A 13,653-nucleotide genomic window follows, 5' to 3' on the forward strand; every position below is an offset into this window, starting at 1 on the left:
GCCAGTCTCGAAGGGGCCCCACCACATCCGGTGGAGCCACACGGGGTGGGGAATTTCAGTGAGCAGGTCTGGGGAGATTCAGATGAGCGTCATCACGGCTAGGGCATGAAGGTCTGCGGCGTGGCTCGCGGCGACTAGTGACCACCTATAGGCGTCGTCAACTCTTCCGGCTCGGTGGTTATGGATCGCGAGATCGTCGGCCAATCCGTCCGGGATGGTGCCGGCGAGTGGTTGGAGTACGCGCACATATGTGGCGTGGATCTTGACGGCCGCGCCAGGTGGCATGCCGTCGTACAGCACCTCGGCCAGTAACGGGTGCCGGAACCAGGGGCGCCCCTTGTCATCTGGGCGAACGACTCCTTGATCCCGAGCCTCGGTCAGACACCCCGCCAGCATCGTCGGTGGTACGCCATGCTCGCCGACGACGTCGGCCAGCCGTGTGACCTCGGTCGGGCGGCCGCCCACCGCGAGCACCCGCGTGACCTGGCGCGCGGCGGCCGACAAGCTATGCCAATTGGCTAGCAGCGCGTCCTTCAGGTCTTCCGGTGCGGCCGCTGGCAGAACTGTTTCGGTCCCGGACAGACCACGGACCAAGAGTTCGGTCAGGTATGGGTTGCCGTCGGATCGCTCGTGCACTTGAGCCGCGAACCCGGTGTCGACGACGTTCCCCAAGAGGCCTCGTACCTGGGCCTCCGTCGCCGCCTGGTCGAGCCGGTCAAGGCGGATCTCTGTGAATCCAGGCATCCGCCGCATATCTGCGAGCCACCCGTGCAACGGATGCCCTTCGCCGCGGTGCTCGTCGCGACACGTGGCCAGCAATGCCATGCGTTGCCAGCGGAAGCCCGCGATCAGGTACGCGAGAACATCCAGCGAGCTACGGTCCGCCCAGTGCAGGTCATCGATCACGAGAACGGTCGGGCCTCTGACCATAAGATGGTTGAAGACCAGGTTGATCTGGGGCAGCAGCCGCCGCGGTTCGCCCATGCGGGCGTCACCCAGTGCGGGCAGCAGCACGCCGAGCTCACCAGCCCGGGAGAACACCTCCGCCTGCGTAGGAGCATCAGCCTGCTCCAGCCAGGCCTGTAACGCACCGGACACTGGCGCGAACGGAACTGACGCCTCTCCGAAATGCACACAGGTGCCCCACAGCACCTGAAAATCGGCGCCCGGACCGTCGCATACGTCAAGGAGAAGCCGTGTCTTGCCAACACCGGCTTCGCCACGCACGACTACCGCGCACGGACGACCGCTCGCGGTCCCCTCCAGAGCCCTCACGAGAAGCTGCTGCTCGATTCCCCGACCTGCGAGACGATGATCTGGCCCCGGGGAAGCTGTCCCCACGAGGTCAGTATCCGCCGGTCTGGGCCGATGTCACCGATAGATGATCCCAAGCAGTCCGCTGGCCGGACGCGAGGTACACAAACCGGAGCTGCGGCCCCAACCCTTTGCACGCACTGTCGTGAGCCCCAGGTGCGTCATCTAGGGCGGATCGAAGAGTTCAGTCAACTAGCCTTCACTGAACTAGGCCGTGTTTCATAGGTTGGTTGAGCCCGCAGTTCTTGTCGTACCCCGTCGTTAGCCTGCACCCATGCGACTTCTGATGGATGGCACTGTAGACCGCGTGGTTGTGCTGTTCGGTTCGACTGCGGATCCGGACCCGCAGCTGACCTGGGCTCGTGGGGTAACGCTCTTCGGCGACGACGGCACAGGCGCCGAGTTGGACCATGCGGGGCCGGTTGGCGTCGTGGGCTGGTCAGTCGCGGGACTGGATGCCTTGGCTTTCGTCGCCCGTCACCCTGGGCTGGTGGATCGACTTGTGTTGGTCGCGACCCCGATGCCCGAGGACGAGGGTGCCCTGGGATTCGAGCTGTCTGAAGTCACCGCCAAGACCTTGCTGCTGTTTGGCGCAAAGGACCCGCTGACCGGCTCTCGTCATGGGGCCTGGTGGCAGAAGCGACTCCCCGACGCGCGACTGGAGGTGAGTCCGCAAGGTGGACATGAACTGCTGCTGCCCACGTGGAACCGGACCCTGTCCCACCTTGCCCCGCACTGCAAGCGTTAGGCCGCGTTGCAAGGCGCCGCCACTAGGTGCACCCCCGGGCACCACGACGGCTGGCAAAAGGTCAATTCTGTCGGGGTCGCGCTGTTCGACGAGCACACTAGCGGGACATACGACGAGGTCAGCGATGGTTCGCGTGCAGACTGCCTCTAAGCGACACCTGTCGGACACGCTTCGGACGACCGTCACGCCGCGGGGCTCAGCTGCGGGTCGTTGCGATGGCGTCGGTCAGCGCGGCGTGCGCTGCCAGGATCCATGCTGTGCTGCACCTCTCACTCGCTACGCATCTGTCCTGGAACGATCGTCATGACGGATGTGCCGGGCTGGAGCACCGCGTCGCGGGTGCGCTGATGCACGCGGCTCCAACTACCGGCCGACCTGAGCGCCGTGGCCGGGTCACCGAGTCGAGTGCCCCGCGGCGCGGGGGCGCGGTGATGTGGGTCGATCTGCATAAGGCTCTACACAGTCCTACCCATGCCGGTCTCTCCAAGATGGGCACTTCTTCGGATGCGCTGACGTCAGCCCGCGGCCTAGCGTCGGTGCCTGAAGGTTCCCTCGGAGGTCGCCGCCATGAGCAACTCAGATGTAGAGAGAAGAGACCGTGGAAGTCGCGGCGACCAGGCCCGAGAGCTGCACCGTTTGGTCACCGGGTACCAGGTATCGCAAGCGGTGCACGTCGCTGCGACCCTGGGGCTCTTCGACCTGCTCGCCGACGGTCCGAGAAGCGTGTCCGAGCTCGCTGAGGCCACGGGCGCGGACGCACGTTCGTTGGCCCGCCTGATACGCGCGTTGGCCGCGGTCGGGCTGTATGTCAGCGACGGCGACGACAGGTTCGCGAACACCGAGCTCGGCGTCGCCTTCCGGACCGATGCGCCGCACTCGGTCGCCGACTGGGTACGCTTCGTCGGTCAGCCGTGCCACTGGCAGACGTATGGCTCGCTGGAATACAGCATTCGCACGGGTGAGAACGCGTTCGCAACTGTCAACGGGGAACCGGTCTGGGCCTATCTCGCAAAGCATCCCACCGAGCAGACGATCTTCGACGGAGCCATGACAGCCTTGTCCCGAGTTGTGGCCGACGCGGTCGTCGAGGCCTTCGACTTCGCTCGGTTCGGCACGGTCGTCGACGTCGGCGGCGGTCGAGGGATGCTGCTGGGGACCATTCTGGCGCACTACCCCACGGTCAACGGGGTGCTCTTCGACCAGCCCGATGTCGTGGCCAGCTCAGACGAGCTGCTGGTGGCGGCCGGTGTGTCGCAGCGCTGCCGAGTGGTCGGGGGTAGCTTCTTCGACTCTGTCCCCGACGGCGGGGACGCATACCTCCTCAAGTCAGTGATCCACGACTGGCCGGACGCGGAGTCCGTCGAGATCCTGCGCACCTGCCGGCGCTCGATGCGGGCGCATGGTCGCCTGCTGTTGGTGGAGCAGTTGCTGGACGAGTCTCCGGACCCCGTTCGGACTGCCTTCTCCGACCTGACCATGCTCGTCATGGCAGGCGGTCAGGAGCGCACGACGGACGAGTACCGCTCGTTGCTTGCGGCGGCCGGTTTCGACCTCACCCGGACGGTGGCGACCGGTAGCGATGTGTTCATCATCGAAGCGGCGCCTGCTCAGTAAGTGTCGTTTGCAAGTGTCCGGATTCCCCATCGTCGGCACTCGCTTGCCTCCCAAATGCTCGGTGGCGCCGGGTGCCCGGTCGAGGATGAACACACTCGCAAGTAGCCGCCGATCCGGGAAATTGCCGATGGTCGTCCCATTCAGGAGCCCGCTTGCCACCGACCCCGGCAGCTCCACTCCCAACATGGGTGTCGCACACGCACTCATCAACACCTTCAACACGACAGTGCGCGACGCCCCGGAGACCCCGATGAAAGGTGAAACAGCGCCAGACCGTGGACGCGATCGTCGGCGCTGTCACCGGCAGCCCCACCCGGCCCGAGGTGCTGGTGGTGGGGCCATATCGCGGCAAGGATCTCGAGGTCATCGGCCGCACGGTCATGCTCATGGACGACCAGTCAGCCGAGATCGGCCAACTGCTGAAGCCGGCCGTCGAGGACGTCCTGGCCGGCACCACTGAACCCATTGTGGGAGACGAGAAGGAGGACCAAAACGCGGCAGCCGAACTGCCGGCCACGCACTCCACGGACCTGCGCCCAGGACCCAACAACGACTGCCCGGCAACCTTCGGCAACTCCGACATCTTCGGCGGAACCTTCAGCGACGACTCCTGAGCCCGTCCGAGCCGCAGCCACAACAAGCCCGACGGCCGCCCACCTAGGCGGCCGTCGGTAGTCGCGCTGCGGTCCGTGTGACCTCGGACGTGGTGGCGGAGCCTCCAGATGCTGGGGTGGCAGCCGGTACACCGCCTAGCTCGTCACTGCGACTGTTGAGCCGGCAGTGGCTGGCGCGGTCGCCTCCGATCCCTCGTGCGCCCAGACGCGGTAGTGGTCGGGGTTGACGTCGGCGGCGGCGCAGACCGCCCCTGATCGTCGGTCGGAGTGGACCAGCGGACGGGGGAGTTGTAGCGGCGGCGTGGAGCCATTCGTGGAGCGAACTGCCCGATACGGATGAAAGATACGGGCACCGAAGACAGGTTCCTTGCACCGAATCACGCCTGAAGACGACAGATGTGAGGTGACCTTCCTCCTCGTAATGAGAGGGTCGTCGGTTCGATCCCGCGGCTTAGCTCGTACTCGCGGGGGCTATGTCACTCCCGGCGGGCGAATCCGCGCCGAGTGGTTTCGGAGAAGCTGCAATCACCCGTGGCCGCTTGCCACGCGGACCTTCGATCATGCCGGCTCCCTTAAGCGCGGTGATGGCGCGGCTAACGGTTCCTGTCGAAACGCGGTACTGAGCTCGAATCGTCTCGTTGGAGGGCAGTTGCGATCCGACCTGATAGTCGCCGCGCTCGATCGCTTCTCGCAGGTCGCTGAAAACCTGCTCGTACGGGGTACGTGGTGCCCGCTTCAAGGGATCCGGGATTGGCATCGTGGTCGCGATGCTCCCTGCTGCGCGGCGGTCGGACTCCTCGAGCCATGCTGCATAGAACCGCAGGGTGGTGCTGCCGCTCGCGTGGCCAAGTCGCCCCGACACAGTCTTGAGGTCGACCCCCGCAGACAGAAGTTCGGTTGCTGTGTAATGCCGGAGGGAGTGGATTCGAGTACTTCGTAGACCGTTTCGCATGGCTAGGCGCCTGTACCGCTGGGTGACGGTGTCGGGCTTCATCGGCGCCGAGAAGTCCGGTTCCAATGAAAAGACGTAGGAGTCCCGGGTGAGTCTGGCACCGAGTGAGCGGCACTGTTCCTCGCTGGCCTTCTTGTGTGCGAGTAGAAGGTCGATCGTGTGGGGATCGATCGAGACGCGGCGGTCCTGTTCGCTCTTGGTTGCCTTCTCTCGGAGTCTACGAGTAAGCGCGGTGTCGATGGCGACCTTTCCTCGTTCGAGGTCGAGGTCGGACCAGCGCAGGGCGCATAGCTCGCCGCGGCGACATCCGGTGACCATGACGACCCACCACAGCAGGGTGCCCCAGGCAGGTGTTTTCCACGCTTCGTTGAGGATCGCGGCTGCTTCGCTCTGGTTTGGGGGATCGGGAGTTGTCTTCTTGGCGGCGGGTGGTTGCGCGAGCTCAGCGGGATTCACGGTGAGGTATTTCCATCGCACGCCCCGTTGGCCGGCGCCGGTCAAGACGAAGTGGATCTGCCGTACCGAGCTGGCGCCGAGTGGTGCGCAGACGTGGTTGCGGCTACGGCGGCCGTCGCACAGGTGCTTGCACTTGCGGAGGCGAGCGTAGAACTTCTCCAGGAGCTCGGGGTCGAGCTTCGCGAACTGCGTCGAGCCGAACACTGGCTGCCTGTTGAGGCCCTCGTAGCGTTCGCGGGTTGTGTCCTCCAGTTCGGCGACCTCGAACCACTTCGCGATGAGCTGGCTGACGAGGATCCTGCTCTTGGGGTGGCGCTGTTCGTCGACCTGGTTGAGCATCTTGGTCAGCTCAACCTCGGCCTCCTTGTCGGTGTCGAAGAGAGGGCTCTTGGGCTGTCGGCGTTTGCCTGTCAGTGGATCGGAGCCAGCGGATACGACAGCGCGGAACTTGCCGCGGTACTGCTCTATATGGCCTCGGCGGCGTTTCCCCATGAGCAGAGCGTAGGTGAATGTGTTCCACAAACTGTTCCACAGCTGGCTTCAGGGACATGCTCGATGAGGCATATGCCCTGGTGATTGAGGGCGCCCCCGGCAGGACTCGAACCTGCGACCAACGGATTAGAAGTCCGACGCTCTATCCAGCTGAGCTACGGGGGCACACGGCAGGGAAGAGTCTCTCAGATGGGCGGGTGATCGCGCCTCTGGGTTCCCGGGTATGTCGCGGCGACGAGCGCCGTACGGGACGAAAAATACAGGGTTGTCGTTCCATCCCGGTAACGCTGAGTGGGTGGTCCTGCCGTGCGGTCGGGTCCCCAACTAGGCTGCGGGCATGAGTTACCCCTCACCAGGCCCGGCCGGATCGCCGCAACCCGCGGCGGGGTCGGCGTACTCGCCCGGCGGACCGTACCCGCAGCCGAACGTGCGCGGGACCCACCCGATCCCCGGGCAGCGGCGCAACCAGGGCATCCTGATCGGCATCGTGATCGCGGTGGTTTTCGCGATCGCGGGCCTGGTGATCTTCGGCATCGTGGCCAAGTCGACCGGCGCGGGCGGCTTCACCTGGGGGCTGGTGTTCGCGTTCGTCCCCGTCATCCCGGTGATCGCGCTGTATCTGTGGCTGGACCGATACGAGCCGGAGCCGACCAAGTACATTCTGTTCGCGCTCTGCTGGGGGGCCTTCATCGCCACCCTGGCCGCGATCTTCATCAACACCGAGGTGTCGCACCGGCTGGCCGAGACCGGCGTCGGCGGCGACCGGTCGGCCGTGTTCGTGGCTCCGCCGGTGGAGGAGTTCGCCAAGGGATCCGTGATCCTGCTGCTGGCGCTCGTACGGCGGAAGGAGTTCGACGGCATCATCGACGGACTCGTGTACGCCGGGATGGTGGGCGTCGGGTTCGCCTTCACCGAGAACATCCTCTACTACGGACGCATCTTCAACACGCTGTCCGAGGAGTCCGGGAGCGACGCCGGTCTGCGGGGCGCGTTCGTACTGTTCGTCATCCGCGGACTGATCTCGCCGTTCGCGCATCCACTCTTCACGTCGTTCACCGCGATCGGGATCGGCGTCGCGATACGCAGTCGAAGTACGGCGGTTCGTTTCCTCGCGCCGATCGTCGGGTACCTGGCTGCGGTGCTGGCCCACGGACTCTGGAACGGTGGCGCCAGTTGGGCCGGGGGAGGCGGCTTCATCACCGTCTACCTGTTCCTGATGGTGCCGATCTTCATCGGCATGGTCGTGTTCGCCCTGGTGATGCGGTCCCGAGAGGGACAGATGATCGCGTCCCGGCTGTACGACTACGTGCGGTTCGGCTGGCTGGTCCCACAGGACGTACCCCTGATCGCGACGCTGCGTGGACGCAAGGCGCTGCGGCAGAACGCGAAGCGGTACGGGCCCCAGGCGGAAGCTGCCGCGAAGGCGTTCCAGCAGAACGCGACCGAACTGGCGTACCTGCGGGACAAGATCGTCCGCCAGGTGATCGGGCCGGAGGCGCTGGAGACCGAGAAGAAGCTGCTCGACGAGCTGCGCGAACGGCGGCCGAGTGTGCCGTTCCCGCCGATGCCGGCGTTCGCGCAGGCGGCGCCGCAGTTCCAGGGGCCTCCGATGCAGGGCGGGCCGATGCCTGGAGGGCCGATGCCGGGTGGGCCCGGTGGGCCGGTTCAGGGCGGGCCTGGGGCGGCGCCGTATCCCGGTTCGGGGCCGGTGGCGTACCCGCGCCCACAGGATGGTTATCCTCCGCCTCAGCCGGGGTATCCCTCGGGTCAACCCGGTTACCCAGCGGGCCAGCCTGGTTACCCACCGGGACCCCCTGGTCAGCAAGGACCGCCGGGGGGATACGGTCCGTATCCACCATCGCAGTGACTGCCACCCGTCCACGCCGCCAAACGGGAACACGATGACTTTGCTTCTGCGCTGTCCGACCGGGCACTCTGTGCTCGTGGGCGGACGCCGTGGCTGACATCAGGTCAGCAGCTGGTGAAGGTTCGGAGCCTCAGGTTCCGGACCAGGATCAGCCTGCCCAGGAGCTGGCGAACCTGATCGCCCAGTCAAGCGCCCAGTCGAGCGCGCAGTCCGATGCCAAAGGCAAAGGCTTCTGGCGCCGCCGCCGCCGCAAGAACACCTCCGTTCCCGAGTCGAGTACGCCGCCTACGGCGACCACACCGGACCCCGCGGGTACGGCTGAGCCCGCGAGTACGCCGGAATCCAACGGTGCGCCGAACTCCGCGAGTACGCCGGAATCCAACGGTGCGCCGAACTCCGCGAGTACGCCGGAGTCCAACGGTGCGCCGGACTCCACGCCGCGTTCCACGGGTACGACGGACTCCGGTGGTACGCCGGTTCCCGCCGGTAGCGAGGAATCCGGGGACCGGTCGGCGGCGGGCTCTGAAGCCACGGACGACGCTGCGCAGAAGCCGAGCCCGGACGCCGACTCAGCGGCGGCTGACTCTCAGATCGAGCCCAGCGCCGAGGCTGGGGAGCCGGATGCGGACAAGCGCGTATCCGAGGACGAGCTGACCACTTCACCTGCTGACGAGCCAGCCTCCGATGAGGCCAGCGGCGAGTCATCCGACAGCGCCAACGAGGCGACGTCCGACGCGGCCGAGGCGAAACCAGCCGAGGGCGACGCCGCAGCTGCCGTCGAGAGCACGGAGCAACCAGTAGCACCCGTACGTCCGGCTGTCGGCGTTGTTTACGAGCCGGATGAGTCTCCGGACGGCTTTCCCCTCGACTACGGCAACATCATCGTCGGGCTCCCCAAGTCCGAGAAGTCGGAAGAGCAGGCCACTCCCGAGACCGGCGCAGAGTCCTCAGACGACGCGCCGGCCGAGGCTGAAGCGGGTGCCGAACAGCAGGCCGAGGCCGCGACGGACGAGCCTGCCGGAGACGCCGACCCGTCTGCTACCGAGCAGGCCGGGGATGCACCCACCGAGCCGCCTGCCGAGGCCGCCGACGAGCACGCCGAAGGTGCCCCTGCCGGGCCGTCGGCTGAAGCCGCCGACGAGCACGCTGAAGGTGCCCCTGCCGGGCCGTCGGCTGAAGCCGCCGACGAGCGGGCTGAAGATGCCCCCGCCGAGCAGGGTGAGGCCGCCTCGAAGGAAACCGGGGACAACGCTCCGGACGGCGAGGCTGGCGAGGCGACCTCCGAGGCTGACGGTGCTACGTCGGCTGCTGCGGCCGGAGCCGGGGACAGTGCTTCGGAGTCCGACGCCGCGGATGCCGGCTCCGAGGGCGCGGATGAGCCCGCGGCCGAGCAGGCTGAAGCTGACCAGTCGGGTGAGACTGCGGCGGATGACTCCGCTGGAGACGCTGAGCCCGCCGCGGGAGACGCTGAAACCGCCGCTGGAGACGCAGAGGCCGCTGCCGAGCAGGGTGACGGTGACGACTCTGCTGGGGACGCCGGGGATGACGCTGCTGTAGACGCGTCGGGCCAGCAGGGTGGCGCTGACGGCGACATGGCGGATGAGTCGTCCGCGGGTGCTGGGGCTGCTTCGGAGGACGGCGGGGAGGGTGCCTCGGCCGGTGAGGCTGGTGAGGGTGCTTCCGAGGGGGACGGGGAGGCTGGGCCAGCTGGTGAGGCCGAGGGCGGTGCTGCTGCGGCGGAAGGTGCCGCGGACGACGGCTCTGAGGGTGCGGACGAGTCTGCCGGCGAGCAGGCTGAGGCTGGTGAGACCGGTGGGGCTGCGGCGGGTGAGTCCGCTGGAGACGCTCAGGCTGTTGCTGGGCAGGGGGTAGCCGCTTCGGCCGGCTCGAAGAAGAAGGCTAAGAAGGGTGGGTCGGGCGCTAAGGCCGGCGAGGCTGGCTCTGGGGGTGACGGCGAGAGCGGGTCGGCTGCTGAGGCTGAGGAGGGTGCTTCGGGGGATGGCTCTGCGGACGCCGGCTCCGGGGGCTCGGGTGAGTCTGGCGCCGAGCAGGGTGAGGTGGCCTCCGAGGAGAGCCCGGTGGATGCCCCGGTCGCTGAAGTCGCGGAGGGTGACCCGGCTGACGAGGCTGCCTCGGAGGAGGGTGGGGCGGCTGAGGAAGCTGTTGAGGAGCTGACTGCGGAGGAGTTGGCTGAGCGGTTGGCAGCTGAGCAGGCTGCTATGGCTTTGATTACAGCGTTGATGAAGTTGCGGGGCGCGTTGGCCAACAGTCAGTTGCCGTTGGATGTTGTGGGGGCTGACGAGGCTCGGCAGCAGCAGAAGGCGATGCTGGATCAGCTGGACGACTACCTGCTGCCGCGGCTGGTGCAGTTGGAGGCGCCGTTGCTTGCGGTGGTCGGCGGCTCGACCGGTGCGGGGAAGTCGACGCTGGTGAACACCGTCATCGGGAAGGTGGTCAGCGAGCCGGGTGTGCTGCGGCCGACGACGCGGTCGCCGGTGTTGATCCATCACCCGGCCGACGCGGACTGGTTCGTCGGTGATCGAGTTCTGCCGGGTATGGCGCGGACCAGCGCCGACAGCCCGGGCGGTACGGAGGATGCGGGCCAGTTGCGGTTGGTTGCCGCTGACACCGTTCCGCGCGGCCTCGCGATCCTGGACGCGCCCGACATCGACTCGGTCGTCCAGGCGAACCGCGATCTCGCCACCCAACTGCTGGCCGCGGCCGACCTCTGGCTGTTCGTCACCACTGCCGCCCGGTACTCCGACGCCGTGCCGTGGGACTTCCTGCAGAGCGCCTCGGACCGCAGCACGGCGGTTGCCGTCGTCCTGGACCGTGCTCCCGGGGAGACCATCGACGACATCACCGGTCACCTCGCGCAGATGCTGCTCGAGCGCGGGCTGGGTGACTCGCCGTTGTTCTCGATCCAGGAGACCGTTGTTGACGGCAACGGAATGCTCCCGGCCCAGACCGTTGCCTCGATCAAGGACTGGCTGATCGACCTGGCCGCCGACGCGGAGGCGCGGGCGGCCGTCGTCCGCCGTACTCTGCAGGGCGCGGTCAGTGCGATGGTGAAGACGACGCCGCCGTTCGCGACCGCGGTACGCGCGCAGTCCGACACGGCGATCGAGCTGCGGTCGATCGCCGAGTCGGCGTACGACCAGGCGGTGCAGGATCTGGCCAAGGCCGCCCAGGACGGGACGATGATGCGCGGCGAGGTGCTCGCCCGCTGGCAGGAGTTCGTCGGCACTGGTGAACTCCTGAAAGGCCTGCAGACCAACGCCGGCCGCCTGCGTGACAAGGTCAAGAGCTCGCTCGGCAACAAGCCCGCGGAGACCCGCGACGTCAACGATGCGATCGAGTCCGGCCTGGAGTCGCTGCTGCGGGAGCACGCCGCGGAGGCGGCCGAGCGGGCCGAGAAGGCTTGGCAGGGGAGTGCACCCGGACGCCAGCTGCTCGCCGCCGGAGGCCCCGAGCTCGGCGCGATGTCCGAGGAGTTCCCGGCCGCTGCCGGACGGACCGTCCGCGAGTGGCGAGCCTATGTCCTCGACCTGGTGCGCAAGGAAGGGGCCGACAAGCGCGCGACCGCTCGCATTCTCGAATACGGCGTGAATGGGCTGGGTCTCTCGCTGATGGTGGCGACGTTCGCCAGCGGGGCCGGGATCCCTAAGGCGGCCGAGACCAGCGTCGGAGCCGGCAGCGCGGTCGTCGGGCAAAAGTTGCTGGAGGCGGTCTTCGGCGACACGGCCGTACAGAGCCTGGTCGAGAAGGCGCGTGAAGACCTTGACGGTAAGGTTCATGCCCTGATGGATGCCGAATTCGCCCGCTATCTGGCTGTCCTTGACCAGCATCCGGTCGATCCCGAGACGGCCAGGCAACTGACCGAGGCCGCGCGCGCGGTGGAGGACTGCACGTGACGGAAACCGTGGATACGGTTGAGGCCCCGGTCCGGGGTGAGACCGACGTCCTGAAGAAGATCGACGCCGTCGAGGCGGCCGCGAAGGCCGGCCAGGGGCGGCTGGATCCGGTGGTGCTCACCGAGGCCACGCAGATCGTGGATCGGTCCGGGCAGCGCCTGCGGATGTCCGGCGAGCTGACGGTGGTTGCGCTGGCCGGTGCCACCGGCTCGGGCAAGTCGTCGCTGTTCAACACGTTGACCGGGCTCGACCTGGCCGCGATCGGCACGCGCCGGCCGACCAGCTCGATGCCGCTCGCCTGTGTGTGGGGCGAAGAGCCGGCCGGTGAAGTCCTGAACTGGCTGGGCATCCCACGCCGGCACCAGGTGCAGCACCGCAGCTCCCTGGAGGAGGCACAGTCCGAGGATCTGGACGGCCTGGTCCTGCTGGACCTTCCCGACCATGACTCGACCGAGGTCGAGCACCGCCTGATCGTCGACCGGCTCGTGGAGCTGGTCGACATGCTCGTGTGGGTGGTGGATCCGCAGAAGTACGCCGATGCCGCCCTGCACAACCGGTACATCAAGCCGTTCGCCTCGCATTCCGGGGTGATGGTGTTCGCGCTGAACCACATCGACAAGCTGACGCCGGACCAGCGGAAGAGCTGCCTCGACGACCTCGAGCGGTTGCTCAACTCGGACGGTCTGAAGTCGCCGACGGTCGTCGGGACGTCCGCGGTCAGTGGTGACGGCCTGGACGAGGTGCGTTCCCTGCTGGTCAAGCGGGTCAGCAACAAGCGCTCCGCCCGCGAACGCCTGTCCGCAGACGTCGACCGGGTCGCAGACCGCATGGCCAGCCAGTGCGGCACCGCGAAGACCCCGGAGATCGACCAGAGCGACATCACCGAGCTCGTCGACTCGTTGTCCGACGCAAGCGGTCTGTCTGTGGTGGTCGACGCCGTACGACGCTCGTACCTGCAGCGCGCGCGGGCAGCGACCGGGTGGCCGCTGACCAAGTGGCTCGGACGATTCCGTCCGGATCCGTTGCGGCGGTTGCACGTCGACCAGGTCTCGCGCCAGCAGGGCAAGGCATTGCGCAAGTCCGCCTCGACCGAGGTCGCGATCGCGCGCTCTTCGTTGCCTGCGGCAACACCGGTGCAGCGGGCGCGGATGGACACCGCCGTACGCAACATCACCACCAAGGCTGCGGAGGGTTTGTCTCGTCCGTGGGCGGACTCGGTGCGCACGGCGATCCGCCGCCGGGAGGAGTCGCTGGGCGACGAGCTCGACCAGGCGGTCGCGCGGACCGACCTCGGCGCCTCCAACAACCCTGGTTGGTGGGGTGCTGCCCGGTTCGTCCAGTGGGTGCTGTTCCTGATCACGCTGGGCGGCGGGGTCTGGCTGGCCGCGTTGCTGGTGGCCCGGATCGCCGGCCTGGACGACCCGCCGCTGCCGGAATGGAACGGGATCCCGTACGCGTGGATCATGCTGGTCGGTGGTGCCGTCCTCGGCCTCGCGGTCTCGTTCGTCTGCCGGCTCTTCGCGACCAATGGAGCCGCCCGTCGCTCCAGGCTGGTGGCCAAGGCTCTCCGTGAGGAGCTCGAAAAGGTTGCCGACAGCCACGTTGTGGCGCCGGCCCGCGCAGAGCTCGAGGCCTACACCACCTGCCGCGACAACCTCGCCGTCGCCCGCGACTGACCCCGC

At 67.3% G+C, this 13,653-nt stretch carries 8 protein-coding genes and 1 tRNA gene; 6 read left to right on the forward strand and 3 right to left on the reverse strand.

Going from position 1 to position 13,653, the window contains the following annotated elements; genetic code table 11:
• Positions 1-78: 78 nt before the first annotated feature.
• Positions 79-1,341, reverse strand: a complete 1,263-nt coding sequence (locus tag ACZ3HV_RS41860; protein ID WP_465693232.1) for an ATP-binding protein — start codon at positions 1,339-1,341, stop codon at positions 79-81.
• Positions 1,342-1,588: 247 nt separating this feature from the next.
• On the opposite strand from ACZ3HV_RS41860, the gene ACZ3HV_RS41865 reads away from it, so the two are divergent.
• The 3 genes from ACZ3HV_RS41865 to ACZ3HV_RS41875 all read left to right on the forward strand — a co-directional run bounded on the left by ACZ3HV_RS41865 (position 1,589) and on the right by ACZ3HV_RS41875 (position 4,290).
• Positions 1,589-2,062 (forward strand): alpha/beta fold hydrolase, encoded by a 474-nt coding sequence (locus tag ACZ3HV_RS41865; RefSeq protein WP_465693234.1) that lies wholly within the window; start codon positions 1,589-1,591, stop codon positions 2,060-2,062.
• 567 nt (positions 2,063-2,629) lie between these two features.
• Positions 2,630-3,676: a methyltransferase gene (locus tag ACZ3HV_RS41870; protein WP_465693236.1), complete on the forward strand. Its 1,047-nt coding sequence runs from the start codon at positions 2,630-2,632 to the stop codon at positions 3,674-3,676.
• Positions 3,677-3,933: 257 nt separating this feature from the next.
• Complete coding sequence (locus ACZ3HV_RS41875) at positions 3,934-4,290, forward strand: hypothetical protein (RefSeq protein ID WP_465693237.1); 357 nt, start codon at positions 3,934-3,936, stop codon at positions 4,288-4,290.
• A 451-nt stretch (positions 4,291-4,741) separates the two neighbouring features.
• Here the strand turns inward: ACZ3HV_RS41875 and ACZ3HV_RS41880 are convergent, their stop codons facing one another.
• Both ACZ3HV_RS41880 and ACZ3HV_RS41885 read right to left on the reverse strand, forming a co-directional pair.
• A complete protein-coding gene (locus ACZ3HV_RS41880) occupies positions 4,742-6,190 on the reverse strand; it encodes a tyrosine-type recombinase/integrase (RefSeq protein ID WP_465693239.1) in 1,449 nt (482 codons plus the stop codon).
• Positions 6,191-6,281: 91 nt separating this feature from the next.
• Positions 6,282-6,355 (reverse strand) — tRNA-Arg (locus tag ACZ3HV_RS41885).
• Between the two features lie 172 nt (positions 6,356-6,527).
• Between ACZ3HV_RS41885 and ACZ3HV_RS41890 the strand changes: the two genes are divergently transcribed.
• The 3 genes from ACZ3HV_RS41890 (at position 6,528) to ACZ3HV_RS41900 (ending at position 13,647) form a co-directional block, all read left to right on the forward strand.
• Positions 6,528-8,057 (forward strand): PrsW family intramembrane metalloprotease, encoded by a 1,530-nt coding sequence (locus ACZ3HV_RS41890; protein WP_465693241.1) that lies wholly within the window; start codon positions 6,528-6,530, stop codon positions 8,055-8,057.
• 89 nt (positions 8,058-8,146) lie between these two features.
• A complete protein-coding gene (locus ACZ3HV_RS41895; RefSeq protein WP_465693243.1) occupies positions 8,147-11,971 on the forward strand; it encodes a dynamin family protein in 3,825 nt (1,274 codons plus the stop codon).
• The gene (locus ACZ3HV_RS41900; protein ID WP_465693245.1) at positions 11,968-13,647 is read left to right on the forward strand and encodes a GTPase; all 1,680 of its coding nucleotides are present in this window, start codon (positions 11,968-11,970) and stop codon (positions 13,645-13,647) included. Before ACZ3HV_RS41895 ends, ACZ3HV_RS41900 begins: the two co-directional genes overlap by 4 nt.
• The last annotated feature ends 6 nt before the right edge of the window (positions 13,648-13,653 follow it).

The sequence above is a fragment of the Kribbella sp. NPDC020701 genome (assembly GCF_055562215.1).

Coding starts and splice junctions, on each gene's coding strand:
- ACZ3HV_RS41865 (WP_465693234.1), top strand. CDS start 1,589: ATGCGACTTCTGATGGATGGCACTGTAGACCGCGTGGTTGTGCTGTTC.
- ACZ3HV_RS41870 (WP_465693236.1), top strand. CDS start 2,630: ATGAGCAACTCAGATGTAGAGAGAAGAGACCGTGGAAGTCGCGGCGAC.
- ACZ3HV_RS41880 (WP_465693239.1), bottom strand. CDS start 6,190: ATGGGGAAACGCCGCCGAGGCCATATAGAGCAGTACCGCGGCAAGTTC.
- ACZ3HV_RS41890 (WP_465693241.1), top strand. CDS start 6,528: ATGAGTTACCCCTCACCAGGCCCGGCCGGATCGCCGCAACCCGCGGCG.